At 61.0% G+C, this 18,103-nt stretch carries 18 protein-coding genes; 5 read left to right on the top strand and 13 right to left on the bottom strand.

Going from position 1 to position 18,103, the window contains the following annotated elements:
• Positions 1-24: 24 nt before the first annotated feature.
• The 3 genes from JHD64_RS02050 to fur are packed head-to-tail and all read right to left on the bottom strand — an operon-like array spanning position 25 to position 1,872.
• Complete coding sequence (locus tag JHD64_RS02050) at positions 25-756, bottom strand: arginyltransferase (protein ID WP_199052097.1); 732 nt, start codon at positions 754-756, stop codon at positions 25-27.
• The gene (gene aat, locus JHD64_RS02045; protein WP_059286149.1) at positions 743-1,444 is read right to left on the bottom strand and encodes a leucyl/phenylalanyl-tRNA--protein transferase; all 702 of its coding nucleotides are present in this window, start codon (positions 1,442-1,444) and stop codon (positions 743-745) included. The genes JHD64_RS02050 and aat overlap by 14 nt, the downstream gene beginning before the upstream one ends.
• Positions 1,444-1,872, bottom strand: coding sequence for a ferric iron uptake transcriptional regulator (fur, locus tag JHD64_RS02040; RefSeq protein WP_059286148.1), 429 nt, complete (start codon positions 1,870-1,872; stop codon positions 1,444-1,446). Before fur ends, aat begins: the two co-directional genes overlap by 1 nt.
• A gap of 100 nt (positions 1,873-1,972) precedes the next feature.
• On the opposite strand from fur, the gene JHD64_RS02035 reads away from it, so the two are divergent.
• Genes JHD64_RS02035 through JHD64_RS02020 form a run of 4 tightly spaced genes read left to right on the top strand, consistent with a single transcriptional unit; the run spans position 1,973 to position 4,971 of the window.
• A complete protein-coding gene (locus JHD64_RS02035; protein ID WP_199052096.1) occupies positions 1,973-2,380 on the top strand; it encodes an outer membrane protein assembly factor BamE in 408 nt (135 codons plus the stop codon).
• Positions 2,377-3,183, top strand: a complete 807-nt coding sequence (dapB, locus tag JHD64_RS02030) for a 4-hydroxy-tetrahydrodipicolinate reductase (RefSeq protein WP_110313191.1) — start codon at positions 2,377-2,379, stop codon at positions 3,181-3,183. Before JHD64_RS02035 ends, dapB begins: the two co-directional genes overlap by 4 nt.
• A 44-nt stretch (positions 3,184-3,227) precedes the next feature.
• A complete protein-coding gene (locus tag JHD64_RS02025) occupies positions 3,228-4,202 on the top strand; it encodes an iron ABC transporter permease (RefSeq protein WP_158527704.1) in 975 nt (324 codons plus the stop codon).
• On the top strand, positions 4,195-4,971 hold the full coding sequence (locus JHD64_RS02020; protein WP_199052095.1) for an ATP-binding cassette domain-containing protein: 777 nt from the start codon (positions 4,195-4,197) through the stop codon (positions 4,969-4,971). Before JHD64_RS02025 ends, JHD64_RS02020 begins: the two co-directional genes overlap by 8 nt.
• Positions 4,972-4,975: 4 nt before the next feature.
• Here JHD64_RS02020 and JHD64_RS02015 read toward each other — a convergent pair whose 3' ends face one another.
• The 6 genes from JHD64_RS02015 to JHD64_RS01990 form a co-directional block, all read right to left on the bottom strand.
• Positions 4,976-6,490: a SpoVR family protein gene (locus tag JHD64_RS02015; RefSeq protein ID WP_059287231.1), complete on the bottom strand. Its 1,515-nt coding sequence runs from the start codon at positions 6,488-6,490 to the stop codon at positions 4,976-4,978.
• Between the two features lie 32 nt (positions 6,491-6,522).
• Positions 6,523-7,797: a YeaH/YhbH family protein gene (locus tag JHD64_RS02010; RefSeq protein WP_059287232.1), complete on the bottom strand. Its 1,275-nt coding sequence runs from the start codon at positions 7,795-7,797 to the stop codon at positions 6,523-6,525.
• A 165-nt stretch (positions 7,798-7,962) separates the two neighbouring features.
• Positions 7,963-9,891: a PrkA family serine protein kinase gene (locus JHD64_RS02005; RefSeq protein ID WP_059287233.1), complete on the bottom strand. Its 1,929-nt coding sequence runs from the start codon at positions 9,889-9,891 to the stop codon at positions 7,963-7,965.
• A 347-nt stretch (positions 9,892-10,238) separates the two neighbouring features.
• Positions 10,239-10,556 carry a PilZ domain-containing protein gene (locus tag JHD64_RS02000; protein WP_239688809.1) on the bottom strand — a complete coding sequence of 106 codons (318 nt, stop codon included), beginning with the start codon at positions 10,554-10,556 and terminating at the stop codon, positions 10,239-10,241.
• Positions 10,543-11,100, bottom strand: coding sequence for an NUDIX domain-containing protein (locus JHD64_RS01995; RefSeq protein ID WP_059287234.1), 558 nt, complete (start codon positions 11,098-11,100; stop codon positions 10,543-10,545). The genes JHD64_RS02000 and JHD64_RS01995 overlap by 14 nt, the downstream gene beginning before the upstream one ends.
• The gene (locus tag JHD64_RS01990) at positions 11,087-11,590 is read right to left on the bottom strand and encodes a DUF2062 domain-containing protein (RefSeq protein ID WP_199052094.1); all 504 of its coding nucleotides are present in this window, start codon (positions 11,588-11,590) and stop codon (positions 11,087-11,089) included. The genes JHD64_RS01995 and JHD64_RS01990 overlap by 14 nt, the downstream gene beginning before the upstream one ends.
• Positions 11,591-11,827: 237 nt before the next feature.
• Here JHD64_RS01990 and JHD64_RS01985 point away from each other — a divergent pair, with 237 nt between their 5' ends.
• A complete protein-coding gene (locus tag JHD64_RS01985) occupies positions 11,828-13,612 on the top strand; it encodes an acyl-CoA dehydrogenase C-terminal domain-containing protein (RefSeq protein WP_199052093.1) in 1,785 nt (594 codons plus the stop codon).
• Between the two features lie 234 nt (positions 13,613-13,846).
• Here JHD64_RS01985 and aldA read toward each other — a convergent pair whose 3' ends face one another.
• The 4 genes from aldA to rhaT all read right to left on the bottom strand — a co-directional run bounded on the left by aldA (position 13,847) and on the right by rhaT (position 18,100).
• Positions 13,847-15,271 carry an aldehyde dehydrogenase gene (aldA, locus tag JHD64_RS01980; protein ID WP_370540923.1) on the bottom strand — a complete coding sequence of 475 codons (1,425 nt, stop codon included), beginning with the start codon at positions 15,269-15,271 and terminating at the stop codon, positions 13,847-13,849.
• A 71-nt stretch (positions 15,272-15,342) separates the two neighbouring features.
• Entirely contained in the window at positions 15,343-16,146 is an 804-nt protein-coding gene (locus JHD64_RS01975) for an HpcH/HpaI aldolase/citrate lyase family protein (protein ID WP_199052091.1), read from the bottom strand.
• Positions 16,147-16,155: 9 nt separating this feature from the next.
• The gene (locus JHD64_RS01970; RefSeq protein ID WP_059286850.1) at positions 16,156-16,923 is read right to left on the bottom strand and encodes an SDR family NAD(P)-dependent oxidoreductase; all 768 of its coding nucleotides are present in this window, start codon (positions 16,921-16,923) and stop codon (positions 16,156-16,158) included.
• 118 nt (positions 16,924-17,041) lie between these two features.
• Positions 17,042-18,100 carry an L-rhamnose/proton symporter RhaT gene (gene rhaT / locus JHD64_RS01965; RefSeq protein WP_199052090.1) on the bottom strand — a complete coding sequence of 353 codons (1,059 nt, stop codon included), beginning with the start codon at positions 18,098-18,100 and terminating at the stop codon, positions 17,042-17,044.
• Positions 18,101-18,103 lie beyond the last annotated feature (3 nt).

The following is an 18,103-nucleotide window of genomic DNA, read 5'->3' as shown; positions in this document are numbered from 1 at the left end:
GCCTGTTTTCATTACCGGCCTGGCTTATCCGGCCTGCTCCATTGCCACCCAGCAGCCGTCCTGCAACTGCTCCAGTGGCCGGTACTGCGACTTGTAGGCCATCTTGCGGCAATCGGCAATCCAGTAGCCCAGATACAGATAAGGCAGCTGCCATGCCCGCGCCAGCTCCACCTGCCACAGCACATTGAATACGCCATAGCCCGCCGGGGCATCCTGCGGATCATAAAAGGTGTACACCGCCGACAGGCCGTCGGCCAGACGGTCGATCAGGCTGACCATTTTCAGCACGCCATCCAGCCGGAACTCCGCCAGCAGGCTGTCCACGCCGCTTTTGAGAATGAACTCGGAATACTGCTGCACATTATCCTCGGCCATGCCGCCCCCGGCATGGCGTGACTGCTGATAGTCGCGGTACAGCTGGTAATGATCCTGGCGAAACTGCAAGGGCAGCAGCCGCACTTCCATGGCCTGCAAGCGCTTCCAGCTGCGGCGCTGACTGCGGTTGGGGGTGAAGCTGGCCACGGGCAGCCGTACCGGCACGCAAGCCTGGCAACTGTCGCAATACGGGCGGTAGGTATACAGACCACTGCGCCGGAAACCCAGCCTGACCAGCTGGCTGTAAACCGCGGCATCAATGGCCTCGGCAGGAATCGCCACTTGCGAGCGCGCCTGGCGTCCGTCCAGATAACTGCAGGTGTAAGGGGCGGTGGCATAAAAATGAATGGCAACCGCCGGTCCGGCATCACGATGGCTCATGGTCGAAACAATAGTTCCACATGCTGTCCGCCTGGGGTTCAAGCGTCTTGTTCTTCAGAGTAGCAATAAATTCGGCTCTTGGAATCAGCGTTGCGCCCAGGCTGGCCAGATGCGGGGTATACATCTGGCAGTCGATCATGTCCACACCCTGCGCCTGCAAGTGGCGAGCCATGTGGACAAAGGCGATCTTGGAAGCGTCCGTGCGGCGGGAAAACATCGATTCGCCATAAAACATGCGCCCCAGGGCCACGCCATACAGCCCTCCCACCAGCTCACCATCCATCCAGACCTCGAAAGAATGTGCCGCTCCGATCTGATGCAGGCGACAGTAGGCTTCCACCATGGGCTGGATGATCCAGGTGCCGGCAGCCCCGGCGCGCGGTGCGGCACAGGCTTCCATCACTTGCCGGAAAGCGCTGTCCAGCGTTACCCGGTAGCGGCGATTGCGCAGCGTCTTGTCCAGCGAACGGCTGACACGCAGCCTGGATGGAAACAGCACCATGCGCTGTGCCGGCGACCACCACAGAATGGGTTCACCCTCGGAAAACCACGGGAAAATGCCCTGGGAGTACCCCAGCAGCAGGCGCGCCGGCGACAGGTCGCCACCAGCAGCCAACAAACCGTCCGGTTCGGCCAATGCAGTACGAACCGGAGGAAAAACCAGCTCGTGTCCGAGCCAGGGAATCATTACTTGCTGCCGGTTTTGCCCTGGCAGCTCAGGCATTCGCCATACAGATACAGCGCGTGTTCGGCTATGCGAAATCCGTGCTGCTCGGCGATGCGATCCTGCAAGGCCTCGATTTCAGGATCGAAGAATTCCATCACGCTGCCGCACTTCACGCACACCATGTGGTCGTGGTGACCACCCTGGTTAAGCTCGTACACGGCCTTGCCGGATTCGAAATGGTGGCGTACCAGAATGCCGGCCTGCTCGAACTGGGTCAGCACGCGGTAAATGGTGGCCAGACCGATGTCGATATTCTCGGCCAGCAGTTTGCGATAGACATCTTCGGCCGACAGGTGGCGATCATCGGTCATCTCGAACAGGTCGAGAATTTTCAGACGCGGGCCGGTGGCTTTCAGGCCGATATCTTTAAGGTGACTGGCTTTGCTCATCGTGATATAAATTAGGTCGATTTTTGAAGCATGATAAAGCCTTTTTCCGGCTTTGCCTAACACCGCCAGTTAAATATAATCCTCAGCCCATCGGAGTCTCATGCGCGCCCTGATCATCGCTGCCGTCATCGCCCTCTCCGGCTGCACCTCCATGAATCCCATCAACTGGATTACCCCCCACAAGATGGAAATCCAGCAAGGCAACTATGTCACTGAAGATGCCGTGGCCAAGCTCAAGCCCGGCATGACCCGCTCCCAGGTGCGTTTCCTGCTGGGTACGCCGCTACTGACAGATGCTTTCCACAACAACCGCTGGGATTACCCCTATCAGGACACCAAGCAAGGCAAGCTGGTGGACAAGACCCTGCTGACCGTATTCTTTGAAGGTGACACCATGGTACGGGTTGAAGGCACGGCCCAGCCGGCCGAGCGCGCCATCCTGCCGCTTGATGCCTCTGCCCCCGTCCAGCAAGCCCAGCCTGCCGCCCAGGAAGCCCCCAAGCAATGAGTGAACTGAATATCGTCATCGTCGGCGCCGCCGGCCGCATGGGCCGCACGCTGATCGAATCCGTACTGGCCACCCCCGGCGCACGCCTGCATGCCGCCGTGGATCGCGCCGCTTCCGACTTCATCGGCCAGGACGCCGGCCTGTTCATCGGCCAGCAAACCGGGGTGAAGATTTCCAGCGATTTTGCCGCCGCGCTGTCCGGTGCGGATGTCGTCATCGACTTTACCCGTCCGGAAGCCACATTGGGCTATCTGCAGCAGTGCCAGCAGCACGGCGTGCAGATGATCATCGGCACCACTGGTTTTGATGATGCCGGCAAGGCTGCCATCAAGGCTGCCGCCGAGAAGATCGGCATCGTGTTTGCCTCCAACTTCAGCGTCGGGGTGAACCTCACCTTCAAGCTGCTGGACATGGCTGCGCGGGTGCTCAACGAGGGCTACGATATCGAGATCACCGAGGCACACCACCGATTCAAGGTGGATGCACCTTCCGGCACCGCACTGCGCATGGGCGAAGTGATTGCCGATGCCCTGGGCCGTGATCTCAAGGAATGCGCAGTGTATGGCCGTGAAGGGGTGACCGGCGAACGCGACCCCAACACCATCGGCTTTGCCACCGTGCGTGCCGGTGATGTGGTGGGCGACCATACCGTGCTGTTCGCCACCCTGGGCGAACGGGTGGAAATCACCCACAAGGCTTCCAGCCGCGCCACTTTTGCCAACGGTGCCGTACGTGCCGCCAAATGGCTGTCGGCCAAGCCGTCCGGCCTGTTCGACATGCAAGACGTGCTGGGCCTGCGCTAAGGCCTGCGGGAGCCTGGCCGTCCGGCCGGCTCCCTTTCCCCCTGATGATCCGCCTCTCCCTGCTCTGCCAATGCCTGCTGGCCGCCCTGCTGCTGACTTGCCTCGGTTCGCTGCTGCACGGCAGTGGCCTGATCGGCCCCATGCTGCACGGCAATCAGCCGCTGCCGGCGCTGCAACTGCAGCTATTGTTGCAGCTGCGCCTGCCACGCCTGCTGGTCGCCATCTGCAGCGGCATGCTGCTGAGCAGTGCCGGCGCCGCCATCCAGGCCCGCTTTCGCAATCCGCTGGCCGAACCCGGCCTGCTCGGCATCTATAGCGGGGCGGCCCTGGCCGCCGCGTTGGCGCTCAGCCTGGGCGGCGGCATCCTGCCGGTTTCGCTGGCCGGCTTTGCCGGCAGCCTGCTGACGCTATGGCTGATACGGCTGCTGGCCTCCCCGAATGGCCAGGGCAGCCGGCTGATCCTGTCCGGCGTGGCCATCGCGGCCTTGCTCGGCAGCCTGCTGACCCTGCTGATCACCACCCTGCCCGATGGCGCCCTGCGCAGCATCACCTTCTGGCTGATGGGCAGCTTCGCCAGTGCCGAATGGCCGCAGGCCTGGCTGTTGCTGCTGGCCACACCGCTGGTCTGGCTGGGCCTGTTTCGCCACTGGCGCTTGCTCAATGCCCTGCAGCTGGGCGAGGCCACGGCCTTCCATCTGGGTTTTGATCTGCAGCGTGGTGCATGGCTGGTGGTCTGCCTTGCCTCCATTGCGGCCGGTGTGGTGGTGTCCAGCTGCGGCATGATCGGCTTTGTCGGCTTGCTGGCACCACACCTGACCCGGCTATTGACCGGCAGTGATGCCCGCCGCCTGCTGCTGGCAGCCCCGCTGCTGGGTGCCTGGCTGACAGTCAGTGCCGACTGGCTGGCACGCAGCCTGCTGGCCCCCGCGGAGCTGCCGGTTGGCGTCATCACCAGCCTGCTGGGTGCTCCGTTTTTCCTGTGGCTGCTGCGACGAGAACAGGAGTCACCGCGTGCTTGAGCTGGAACAGGTCTGTTTGCAGCGCGCGGGCAAGCGGCTGCTCTGGCAGGTCTCGCTACAGGCGGTGCCTGGCGAGCTGTGCGTCATCCTCGGCCCCAATGGCGCGGGCAAGAGCACCCTGCTGCAAGTGATGTCGGGCTATCTGCGCCCGGACAGTGGCCGTGTGCGGCTGGGCGGGCAGGATACGGCGGGGCTGAGCCCGGCACGGCTGGCCAGCCTGCGCGCGGTAGTGGAACAACAGGCGGCGACCCCATCCGGCTGGCGGGTGCAGGAGCTGGTGGCGGCCGGCGCTTACCTTGCCGCTCCCGCACAACAGGCGGCGGCGATGGCGCGGGCACTGGCCCTGACGGACACCAGCAGGCTGGCCCAACGCCGGCTGGACAGCCTGTCCGGTGGCGAGGCACAGCGCGCCCATCTGGCACGCGCACTCTGCCAGTTGCTGGCATCGACACAGCCAGAGCGCTATTTATTGCTGGATGAGGCGACGGCGGCGCTGGACTTCGCCATTGCCGACAGCCAGATGGTGCAATGGCGGCAGCTGGCGCAGGACTTGCACATCGGCGTGGTGGCGGTGCTGCACGACCTGAACCTGGCGCTGCGCCATGCCGACCGTGTCTTGCTGCTGCAGGATGGCTGCAGCATCGCCTTTGGCCGCACCGCCGACATCATGCAGCAAGCGCAGCTGGAGGCCATTTACGGTATCCGTCTGGCGGAATTGATCAGCCCGGATGCCGGCATCCGGGCCTTTGTCCCGCACACTCCCCGCTGACCCGCTACAGCCGCTGCAAATCCAGGCTGGACTTCACCTCGAAGCGCTGGGTGATGCTGCCATCGCTATCGGCACTTTCCAGCCGCACATCAAAGCCCCACAAGCGCCCGACATGCTTGAGCACTTCCTGCGCACTGCCCTCGTCCAGCGGGCGGCGATTGTGCATGGTATGGCGCAGCGTCAGGCTGCGATCCCCCCGCACATTCACCGACCACACCTGGATATTGGGTTCGCGTGAGCCCAGATTGTATTGCTCGGCCAGCTTGCTGCGGATATCGCGATAACCCATTTCATCGTGGATGGCCGACACTTCCAGCTTGTCTTCATGGTCGTCGTCGCGAATGGCAAACAGGCGGAAATCGCGAATCAGCTTGGGCGACAGGTATTGCGAAATAAAGCTTTCGTCCTTGAAATTCTTCATGGCGAATTCCAGCGAGCTGCGCCAGTCGGTGCCGGCCAGGTCGGGAAACCAGGCCCTGTCCTCCTCGGTGGGGGCTTCGCAAATGCGCTTGATGTCCTGGTACATGGAAAAGCCCAGGGCATACGGGTTGATGCCGTTATACCAGCGTGCCGTCACCGGTGGCTGGTACACCACATTGGTGTGGCTCTGCAAAAACTCCATCATGAAGCCATCGGTCACCAGGCCCTTGTCGTACAGGCGGTTGAGAATGGTGTAGTGCCAGAAAGTGGCCCAGCCCTCGTTCATCACCTGGGTTTGCCGTTGCGGGTAGAAATACTGCGCCACCTTGCGCACGATGCGTACCAGTTCGCGCTGCCACGGCTCCAGCAGTGGCGCGGATTTTTCGATGAAATACAGCAGGTTTTCCTGCGGCTCGGCCGGAAAGCGCGCTGGTTCGCGGTTGGCATCGTCCTTGTCGCGCTTGGGAATGGTGCGCCACAGGTCGTTGACCTGCATTTGCAGATATTGCTCGCGCTCCTCCTGCCGTGCCTGCTCCTTGGCCAGCGACAGCTTCTGCGGCCGCTTGTAGCGGTCCACGCCGTAGTTCATCAGCGCATGGCAGGAGTCCAGCAGCATTTCCACTTCGTCGATGCCATAGCGCTCCTCGCATTTGCTGATGTAGGACTTGGCAAACACCAGGTAGTCGACAATGGCCGAGGCGTCGGTCCAGGCGCGGAACAGGTAATTGCCCTTGAAAAAGCTGTTGTGGCCATAGGCGGCATGGGCAATCACCAGCGCCTGCATGGTCATGGAGTTTTCTTCCATCAGGTAGGCAATGCAGGGGCTGGAGTTGATGACGATCTCGTAGGCCAGCCCCATCTGGCCGCGCTTGTAGCTTTTTTCGGTGGCGACGAAGTGCTTGCCGAAGCTCCAGTGATGGTAGTTCACCGGCATGCCCACCGAGGAGTAGGCATCCATCATCTGTTCGGCGGTAATCACCTCCAGCTGGTTGGGATAGACATCCAGCTGGAATTCATCCACTGCAATCTTGCGGATTGCGCGGTCGTATTCTTCGATCAGGTCGAAGGTCCATTCGGACCCGGTGGAAATGGGTGTCATGCTGCATTCCCCTTGGCGGCCGGCCCTGGCACTCAGGCGCGCGTGGCTGGCTGGCGTTTGAACAGCTCCCGGAATACCGGATAAATATCGGAGGCCGAGCGGATTTTCTGCATGGCGAAATGCCGCTGGCGTTCCTTGACCTTGAGGTACTCGTACCAGAGGTTTTGCGGCTCGCCTTCGGTGATTTCGATGTAGGCGAAATACTGGCAATAGGGCAGCAGTTGTTCGTCCATGATGCGGCCGCAATTGGCCGAGTCGCTATCCCAGTTGTCGCCATCCGAAGCCTGGGCGGCATAGATATTCCACTCGCTGCCGCTGTAGCGCTTCTTGACGATGTCCGCCATCAGGTTGAGCGCCGAGGACACCACCGTCCCGCCGCTTTCACGCGAATGGAAGAAGTCTTCTTCATTCACCTCCACCGCACTGGTGTGATGGCGGATGAACACCACTTCGATCTTGTCGTAGTTCCGCTGCAAGAACAGGTAGAGCAAGATGAAGAAGCGCTTGGCCATGTCCTTTTTCTGCTCGTCCATCGAGCCGGATACGTCCATGATGCAGAACATCACCGCCTGGCTGGTGGGCTTGGGCTGCTTGATGCGGTTGTTGTAGCGCAGATCAAAGGGGTCGATGAAGGGGATGCTGGCCAGCTTTTCGCGCAGCAGGTGGATGCGCTTGCGCTGGTCGCGCACTTCCAGCGCGCTTTCCTCATCCGACTCCAGCAACTGGTCCAGGTCTTCTTCGGCCTCGCCCAGGCTGGCCAGGGTCGGCGCGGCCATGGCCACCCGCCGCGCCAGTGCGCCACGCAGGGAGCGCACGATGCTGATATTGGCCGGGGTGCCGTCATTGGTATAGCCGGCACGCACCTGCTTGAGTTCTTCCACCCCCATCAGCTGGGTCTTGATCAGGTTGGGCAGGGCCAGGTCGTCGAAGAACACATTGAGGAATTCTTCGCGCGACAGCTCGAACACGAAGTCGTCCTCACCTTCGCCATCCTGGCTGGCCTTGCCGCCCCCTCCGCCGCCACCGCCACCTTGCGGGCGTTGAATGCGATCCCCCCGGATGAATTCCTCATTGCCCGGATGCACCTGCTCGCGCACGCCGCCCTGGCCGTGGTGAAATACCGGCTCGGAAATATCCTTGACCGGAATGGAGACTTTTTCGCCGCTCTCGATATCGGTGATACTGCGCCCCTTCACCGCACGCGAAACGGCTTCCTTGATCTGCGCCTTGAAGCGGCGCAAGAAACGCTCGCGATTGACCGCGGACTTGTTCTTGCCGTTCAGGCGTCTGTCTATGATGTGGGACATGGCAACCTCGCTGTTGTCTCCTGCGGCCCGGCAGGTCGATCGACACGACCACCGCTTTGTCCACCCGCAGCCATCCGGGCCAAGCCGGACCCTATCCTTTTAGACAGGCCGGACCAGAATCGGTGCCGGACAGCCGCGTGTCGCCACCCGGCTGCCGGCGCTTGCTCAGGAGGACTTGCGCACCCGCAGATACCATTCGCACAGCAGGCGGACCTGCTTGGCGGTGTAGCCCTTTTCCACCATGCGGTTGACGAAGTCTTCGTGCTTCTTGGCATCCTCCACGCTGGCCTTGGCATTGAAGGAAATCACCGGCAGCAGCTCTTCGGTATTGGAGAACATCTTCTTCTCGATCACCGTGCGCAGCTTTTCATAGCTGGTCCAGGTCGGGTTCTTGCCGCCGTTATTGGCCCGGGCGCGCAGCACGAAATTGACGATTTCGTTGCGGAAGTCCTTGGGATTGGAAATCCCGGCCGGTTTTTCGATTTTCTCCAGTTCGCCATTGAGCGAGGTGCGGTCGAAGATTTCGCCGGTGTCCTGATCGCGGTATTCCTGGTCCTGAATCCAGTAGTCGGCGAAGGTGACATAGCGGTCGAAAATGTTCTGGCCGTATTCCGAGTAGCTTTCCAGATAGGCGGTCTGGATCTCCTTGCCGATGAACTCGACATACTTGGGCGCCAGATACTCTTTCAGGAAGGTCAGGTACTTCTGCTCCTGCTCGGCCGGGAACTGCTCGCGCTCCACCTGCTGTTCCAGCACATACAGCAGGTGCACCGGGTTGGCCGCCACTTCCTGGTTGTCGAAGTTAAACACCTTGGACAGGATCTTGTAGGCAAAGCGGGTCGACAGGCCATTCATGCCCTCGTCCACCCCGGCATAGTCGCGATACTCCTGCAGCGACTTGGCCTTGGGATCGGTGTCTTTCAGATTCTCCCCGTCATACACCTGCATCTTGCTGAAGAGGCTGGAGTTTTCGGTCTCCTTCAGCCGCGACAGAATGGCAAACTGCGCCATCATCTTCAGCGTTCCCGGTGCGCACGGCGCATTGCCCAGGGAAGAGTTGCGGATCAGCTTGTCGTAGATCTTGATCTCTTCGGTCACGCGCAGGCAGTACGGCACCTTGACGATATAGATACGGTCGAGGAAGGCCTCGTTGTTCTTGTTGTTGCGGAACTGCTTCCACTCCGATTCATTGGAGTGGGCCAGCACGATGCCATCAAACGGAATGGCGCCAAAGCCTTCGGTACCCTTGAAATTGCTTTCCTGGGTGGCGGTCAGCAGCGGGTGCAACACCTTGATGGGGGCCTTGAACATTTCCACGAATTCCAGCAGACCCTGGTTGGCCAGGCAGAGGCCACCGGAGTAGCTGTAGGCATCCGGGTCGTCCTGGGCGTATTTTTCCAGTTTGCGGATGTCCACCTTGCCCACCAGCGAGCTGATGTCCTGGTTGTTCTCGTCACCCGGCTCGGTTTTGGCCACGGCAATCTGCCGCAGTACCGACGGGTAGCGTTTCACCACCTTGAACTGGCCGATGTCGCCATTGAATTCGTGCAGGCGTTTCACCGCCCACGGGCTGGGAATGGTCTTGAGATAACGGCGCGGAATGCCGAATTCCTCTTCCAGAATGGCACCGTCTTCTTCCACATTGAACAGGCCCAGCGGCGACTCGTTCAGCGGGCTGCCTTTCAGGCAATAGAAGGGCACCTGCTCCATCAGCTCCTTCAGCTTTTCGGCAATCGACGACTTGCCGCCACCCACAGGCCCCAGCAGGTAGAGAATCTGTTTCTTTTCTTCCAGCCCCTGGGCGGCATGGCGGAAATAGGCCACCACCTGCTCGATCACTTCCTCGGTGCCGTAAAACTCGCGGAAGGCGGGATAGACCTTGATGACCTTGTTGGAAAAGATGCGCGACAGACGCTGGTCGTGACGGGTATCCACCAGTTCCGGTTCGCCAATGGCGGCCAGCATGCGCTCGGAAGCCGTGGCATAAGCAGCTGGATCTCGTTTGCAGATCTCCAGATACTCCTGGATGGTGTATTCCTCTTCACGCGTCTTGTCGTAACGGGAGGCGTAGTGGCTCAAGATGTCCGGGTGCATGGCTCTCTCCTGGCTGGTTGCAGGGGCGCGCACGGCGTGCATGGTGCACCCGCATTCCCCTGGCAAAATTAGAGTACTGACTGGTTTTCAGATTCTCTTTTTCTGGGTATAGCACATGCGCCAAGGAGCAAGAATAAAAGCGAGGCAATCAGGACTTTCGGCATAACAGCCTGGTAAGTCACTGAATTTTATTGAGAAATATCTTGATATGACCAAAGAAAAAACTAAGCTGTTAAATTCCCAGCTGGCATTTTAAGAAAATAAATGTTTTAAATCATGCACATACAAAAACATCAGGCAGATGACTCTGCCTGAAAGAATAATGTATCAATTTGCAAGCAGATGTTTCAGCTCTTGCGCTCGATAATGCGCGTGCCGATTTCATAGACCTGCCCGCGCTTGACCTCATTGCAGCGGCGCACTTCCACCTCGGCCTCCAGCGGCTTGCCTGGCAAGCCACCCAGCGCGGGGGCCAGCACAATGACCGACAAGCGCTCACCATGCTGCGGTACATAGGACGAGCGAAAGGCCATGCCGTCTACCGACAGGTCGACACATTCGCCATAGTGGGTTTCGCCGGTGTGCAGCGAGCGGATGCGGGCCTTGCACCCCATCTGCAAGCGGCGCGCGCCACGGCGTTCATGGTAAGGATCAAACGGCGGCACCGGGCAGTCTCCCATCCAGGTAGGCGGCCAGCCAGTGCAGGCCGACAATGGATTTGCTGTCGCAGATTTCACCGGACAGCGCCATCTGCATCACCTGCTCCAGCGGCAGGGTCAGCACCTCGAGAAACTCGCCTTCGTCTAGTTGCCGTTCGCCGGCTTGCAGCCCTTCGGCCAGGTAGTAGCTGATCTGTTCGTTGGAATAACCGATGCAGGGATAGGCCGTCCCCAGATAACGCCAGCTGGCCGCCTGGTAGCCGGTTTCTTCCAGCAGCTCGCGGCGGGCCGTCTGCTCTGGTGCTTCGTCGGGATCGATCTTGCCGGCAGGAATCTCCAGAAACACCCGGCCGGCCGGATAGCGGTATTGCCGCTCCAGCACCAGTTGCCGGTCCGGCGTCAGCGCCAGGATGGCCACGGCACCGGGGTGCAGGATGTACTCGCGGCTGGCATGCGACTCATCCGGCAGCAGTACCTTGTCCTTGTGTACCTTGAGAAAGCCCCCCTCATACACCAGCTCCGACTGCAGTTTCTTTTCAACAAGATCCACGTGCTGCCTTTCTGTTTTTCCAGTTTCGAATCACGGCACAGCGCCAGCCCAGCATCACCAAGACATAGCCGCACAAGGCCAGACCCAGCCCCATGACCAGCAAACCGAGCAAGAGGGGCCAGCCCAGCGACAGCAACCAGTGCGCCAGCTGCAATGCCCACTGCTCAAGCGGCAGCGCCTCCCAGGATGGAGGCTGGCTCATTGTACCTGCAGCCGGCTCACCCAGTAACAGCAGTCCACAGGAATAGGCCAGAAAATAAAGTGGCAGGATGGTGAGCGGATTGCTGTACAGCGTGGCCAGCAAGGCGGCCGGCAGATTGACGCGCAGACACAGCGCCAGCAGCACGGTGGCCAGCCGTTTGGGTGGACCCGGCAGCAAACCGGTGAGCAGACCAAGCGCCACGCCCTGCGCCACCTTGCGCCGCTGCACCGCCCAGCAGGCTGGCTGGTCCAGCCAGCGCCCCAGCCAGCCCAGGCCAGGGCGGCTCAACAGCTGATGCCGGTAAGCACTGAGACGGCGGATTGTTGTTCGCAAGCAACGCATGGCCAGCCACTTTCCCGTTGTCGTAATGCCACACCGCGAGGACGGCGCAGATAAAAGAGGTTGTCAAACGCCGCGGAATAAATTAAACAAGCGTTTGAATTAAGTGGGCGTAACATCACCCCCTGCCCACACCAGCCATTCGACCCGGAAAACCCGGGCAGCGCAACCAACAGGAGAGACCCCATGCCCGCATACAAAGCCCCGCTGCGCGACTTTGACTTTGTGCTCAACGAACTGATCAAGGTACAGGACATCATCCCCGCCCTGCCCGGCTACGAGGAAGCCACCCAGGACATCTTCACTTCCTACCTGGAAGCCGCTGCCCAGTTTTGTGAAAGCGAACTGGCCCCGCTGAACCGCCAGGCCGACGAAGAAGGCTGCCAGTTCGACCCCAGCACCAAGGCGGTCACCACCCCGCCGGGCTTCAAGGAAGCCTACAAGCAGTATTGCGAGCTGGGTTTCCCGGCACTGGACTGTGACCCGGCCTATGGTGGCCAGGGCATGCCCAAATCGCTGGCTTTCCCGATCATGGAAATGCAGTGCTCGTCCAATGTGGCCTGGTCGATGTATCCCGGCCTGTCGCATGGCGCTTATGCCGCCATCCACGCCCATGGCACGGCAGAACAGAAAGCCACCTATCTGCCGCGCCTGGTGGACGGCAGCTGGACCGGCACCATGTGCCTGACCGAACCGCATTGCGGCACCGACCTGGGCTTGCTGAAAACCCGCGCCGAACCGAATGGCGACGGCAGCTACAGCATTACCGGCACCAAGATTTTCATCTCGGCCGGCGAACACGACCTGTCCGACAACATCATCCACCTGGTGCTGGCCCGTTTGCCAGATGCGCCCAAGGATGTGAAGGGCATTTCCCTGTTCATCGTGCCGAAGTACCACGCCGACGGCAGCCGCAATCCGGTGGCCTGCGGCAGCCTGGAACACAAGATGGGCATCAAGGCCAATGCCACGGCGGTGATCAATCTGGATGGTGCCAAAGGCTATCTGATTGGCGAAGCCAACAAGGGCCTGTCCTGCATGTTCACCATGATGAACGCCGCCCGCCTGGGCTGCGGCATGCAGGGTCTGGGCATTGGCGAAGCCTCGTTCCAGGGTGCGCTGGCCTATGCCCGTGAGCGGCTGCAAATGCGTGCCCTCACCGGAGCCAAATGTCCGGACAAGGCAGCCGACCCCATCATCGTGCATCCGGACGTGCGCCGCATGCTGCTGACCCAGAAAGCCTATACCGAGGCCGGCCGCGCACTGACTGCCCTGCTCGCCCTGCAACTGGATATCGAGGACAAGCACCCGGATGCCGCCGCCCGCCAGGATGCGGCCGATCTGGTGGCCCTGCTCACCCCGGTGGCCAAGGCTTTCATGACCGACAATGGCTATGAGGCCGCCAATATGGGCATGCAGGTGTTCGGTGGCCACGGTTTCATTCGTGAATGGGGCATGGAGCAACTGGTGCGTGACTGCCGCATTTCGCAGATTTATGAAGGCACCAATGGCATCCAGGCCATCGACCTGCTGGGCCGCAAGGTATTGCTGGATCAGGGCCAGAAGCTGCGCAAGTTCACCAAGCAGATTCACCAGTTCTGCCAGGCCAATGAAGGCAATGACAAGCTGGCCGAATATATCGCGCCACTGAGCAAGCTGATGAAGGATGTGGGCGAAATCACCATGGGCATCGGCATGGCCAGCCTGCAGAACAAGGACGAAGCCGGCGCGGCAGCCAGCGACTATCTGCGCCTGATCGGCCATCTGAGCTATGCCTGGCTGTGGGCGCGCATGGCAGAAGTGGCGCACGCCCGCCTGGGCCAGGGCGATGATGCCTTCTACCAGGCCAAGATTGCCACCGGCCGCTTCTACATGGCCAAGCTCTTCCCCGAAGTGCACACCCTGCTGGCCCGCATCAAGGGTGGTGCTGCGCCGCTGATGGCGCTGGATGAGGAACACTTCGCCTTCTGATTGCTTGTTCGACTCCACTGATACGGCCCTGCGGGGCCGTTTTTTTGTGCGGCGCGGATTGTCGTGACGGAACCGCCCGCACAAAAAAAAGCCCGGAAAACCGGGCTTGTAAATAAAGGAATGAAAAAAAGAGAGCTCGTACTCTCGTTTTTCATTCTAATCAAAACCATTCCGGCCTGCCATGCTTTTTGCATGACCGGCCGGGAAAGCACAGGGCGCGCAGCCTGAGCCCGCTCAGGACTGCAAATAAATCACATGGCTATGGGTGTATTCGTACAGGCCATGCTTGCCATCGGCCCCGCCGATGCCGGATTGGCGGACCCCTGCATGGAAACCTTGCATTGCCTCGAAATTTTCCCGGTTGATGTAGGTCTCGCCAAAATCCAGTTCGCGCATCGCCTGCATCGCCTTGCCCAGATCACGGGTGTAGAGGGATGAAGTGAGGCCGTAGCTCGAGTCATTGGCCAGGGCAATCGCCTCCTCCAGGCTGTCCACCACCTGTATGGGCAATACCGGGCCGAAAATCTCTTGCCGCATGATGTCCATCTGCCCATGACATGCCGCCAGCACCGTGGGCTGGAAGTGGAAACCGGCCCCCAGCTCGGCCACCTGACCACCGGTAATCAACTGCGCCCCCTCCTGCAGCGCCTGCGCCACCTTGGCCTGCACCCTTTGCAGTGCCTGACGGTTGATCAGCGGCCCCATGTCGATATCCGGCCTTGCCAGCGGATCGCCATAGCGGGTTGCCGCCATGGCGCTGGCTATCTTGTCGATGAAAGCATCTGCCACCTTGCGCTCGACATACACCCGTTCGGCACAGTTACACACCTGGCCGGTATTGATGACCCGTGAGGCGTGGATGGCCCTGACTGCCAGATCGAGATCAGCATCGGCCAGCACGATGGCCGGTGCCTTGCCACCCAGCTCCAGATTCAGTTTGGTGATATGCGGCGCCGCCGCGGCCGCAATGCGCGCACCGGTCGCCACGCTGCCGGTAAAGCTGATCATGTCGACGGCAGCACTACCGGCCAGCTCAGCCCCGGTCTGTGCCTGGCCATACAGCACATTGAACACCCCGGCCGGCAAAGCTGACTGCGCCACCAGCTGGCTGAACAGATGGCAGTTGATCGGCGTTTCCTCGCTGGGCTTGATCACGATGCTATTACCGGTCAGCAGGGCCGGCGCCATCTTGCGGGCAATCAGAAAGAAAGGAAAATTCCAGGGCAGGATGCCGGCTACCACGCCCAGCGGCTTGCGCAGCAGGAAAATCTGCTCGCCGGCACGGTCGCTGCTGATGACCTCGCCTTCGATGCGTCTGGCCCACTCGGCCATGTAGTCCAGGTAATCGGCCGTAAAGTGCACTTCAATGTTGGCCAGCGCCAGGGTTTTGCCTTGTTCTGCGCTAATGGTATGGGCCAGCGCCTCTGCTTGCTGGCGAATCAGCGTGGCAATACTGCGCAGAAAACCGGCGCGCTCGATGGCCGGGCGCGCTGCCCAAGCGCGCTGGGCGGCGCGCGCTGCGGCCATCGCCTCGGCCACCTCCGCTGCCGAAGCCTGTGGCGAGTAAGCCAGCAGCGTGCCTTTAGCCGGATTGTGCACCGCATGGTAATCGTGGCCTGCAACAAAATGGCCGTTGATGTAATGCTGCAATTGCAGAATGTCGGACATCAGAATGCTCCTGATAAGTGATGGTGCTGCCGCAGCGCTGCAATGCCGCCGCCAGCGCTGGGCTAATAAGCATGGCTGCTGCCAAGCGGGCCGGGGCAGGCGCGGAAGCGTGCCAGGCTGGCCAGCGCGGCCTGACGCAACAGGGGGATGTCGATGCTGATGGCCATGAAGCTGCAGCCCCACTCGGCATAGCGCCGGGCATCCTGCTCATTGGGCGCCAGAATGCCGCAGGCCTTGCCCTGCTCCAGACAGCAGGCAATGGTGTGGCGGATGCCGTGCTGGACATCGGCATGGCTGGCATCCCCCGCGTGGCCCATGCTGGTGGATAAATCCGCCGGGCCGATAAAGATGGCATCCACGCCGTCCACAGCAGCGATCTGCGCCGCGTTTGCCACGCCGAGGGGAGATTCGATCTGCACCACCAGGCAGAGCGACTGCGCTGCCTGGCGAATGTAGTCCGGTACGGCATCCCAGCGGGCGGCGCGGATCAGCCCGCCACCGACACCGCGACTCCCCGCTGGCGGATAGTGCATGGCCCGCACCAGGGCCGCGGCCTGCGCCGCCGTCTCCACCATCGGCACCATCAGCGTTTGCGCACCGATATCCAGTACCTGCTTGATCAGCACCGGGTCATGGCTGGGAATGCGTAGCACGGGATGGACCGGATAGGCGGCTACCGCCTGTAATTGCGGCAACAGGTCGGCCAGGGTATTGGGGGCATGCTCGCCATCCAGCAGAATCCAGTCGTGACCGGTGGTCGCCAGGATTTCTGCCACATAAGACGAAGCGGTGCCCGCCCAGATGCCGTACAAGGGAACAGATGAGGGCAGTTGCCCTAAAGCAGATTTGAAAGGATTCAGCTGCATCGGCAACTCCTATTGCAGATTGACATACATGCCACCATCCACCAGCAGGCTGGCCCCGGTGACATAGCGCGCCAGGTCCGAGGCCAGGAACACCGCCGGGCCGACCAGATCTTCCGGCTGTCCCAGCCGCCCCAGCGGGATGCGGTTTTGCATATAGCTGCGCTTGTGCGGATCGGCCAGATCCTGGCGGTTGATGTCGGTTTCTATGGTGCCCGGCAGCAAGGCATTGCAACGGATGCCAAGCGGCCCCAGGGCAATGGCGCAGGACTGCATCAGCGACAGCAAACCGGCCTTGGTGGGGGTGTAGTGCGTCTGCATGGCGCCGCCCACCAGGGCACTGATGGAGCTGACCGCGATGATGGCGCCGCCCTCGCCCTGCTGCTGCATCTGCCGTGCGGCCGCCTGTACGGCAAAATAGGCCCCATTGAGATTGGTATTCACCGTGCGGTAATAGGTCTCGCGCGGCATGTCCAGAAAGGCGTGAAAGGGACAGATGCCGGCATTGCTGATAAAGACATCCACTCCGCCCAGCTGCTCCACGGCACCGGCGATCAGCGCGGCACCGGTATCGGGGTCGCCGATATCGCCGGCCAGATCAGCCACCTTGCGCCCCAGAACCTCAATCTGCTGACGCAGGGTCAGGATGTCATCCTCATTGCTGCGGCCGCTGTGGCCCAGCATCACATCCGCCCCATGGCGGGCACAGCCCAGTGCAATGGCCCGCCCTATGCCACGGGACGCCCCGGTAATCACCACTCGCTTACCTGCTAACAACATCGCTTTGTCTCCTCAGGAATACCGGCGATACAAGCCCGATGTGCTACAGCAAACCCTTGACCCCATGCTCACCACCACAGGCCAGGACCAAGGACAAATCCCCTTGTGCCAGCCGCCCTTAATGGTCGGCACTACCAAAACCCACCAGGCCGATGGCGGCAATGATGACCACGATGCCCAGCAACAAGGTGCGGCGGGTTTGCGGCGCCGTGCCACGCCATTCGCCCAGACAGACACCCCAGATATTGGAAATCAGGATGATGAAAGACATGTGCAGCACCCAGGAGCTGGTGGGGTTGTGCAAGCGGCTCTCGCCCATGCCGTAGAAGAAGAACTGCAAATACCACAGCAAGCCGCCCAGCGCGCACAGCAGGTAATTGCGCAGCAAGGGGGTATTGCGATTGACGAACTCGCCCAGACTGCGACGGCGCAAGGACAGGCGCAGACACCACAGCGCATTGGTGGTGAGGCCACCGAGCATGATGACGGCAAAGGTCAGGTTGTTCATGAACAGGGAGTTGGCCCCCTGGCTCACTGCGGCCAGTGCCAGTGGCTTGCCCGCGTTGATGCCATAACTGAAGCAGGCGCTCAGGCAACCGGACACCAGGGCGACGGCGATGCCCTTTTTCATATTGAATTCCTGAACCGCACTTTGCTTGGTTGCCAGATCGACTTCGCGCTCCTTGCGCATGCCGGCCAGGCCACACAACACGATGCCGATCAGCGAGCCCAGCACGCCCAGCAGCACCATCTGCCCGCCGCTGCTGAGCAGCATCTGGCTTAGCCGCAATCCATCCTCGCGCCCGAACAGGTCATTGAACAGCGGCGGCATCAGGGCACCCAGCGCCGAGGTCAGGCCCATGATGATGGACATGCCCAGCGACAGGCCGATATAGCGCATGGCCAGGCCAAAGGTGAGGCCGCCAATGCCCCATAACACGCCGAAGAAGTAAGTCCATCCCAGCGTCGCCCGCTCCGCCGTTTCCAGAATGAAAGCAAAGCCGGGAATGGTCAGGAGAATCGCCAGCCACGGGGCAATCAGCCAGGAAAACAAGCCGCCCAGCAGCCAGAAGTTTTCCCAGGACCACAGCCGGACGCTGCGATAGGGCAGGTAAAAACTGGCGGATGAAAACGAGCCGATGAAATGGAACAACAGACCCAGCAGAATGATGGCCATCTG

It is taken from the genome of Aquitalea sp. ASV15 (genome assembly GCF_016429115.1).
GTDB lineage: Bacteria > Pseudomonadota > Gammaproteobacteria > Burkholderiales > Chromobacteriaceae > Aquitalea > Aquitalea magnusonii.
This window is presented reverse-complemented; position numbering and strand designations above follow the sequence as displayed.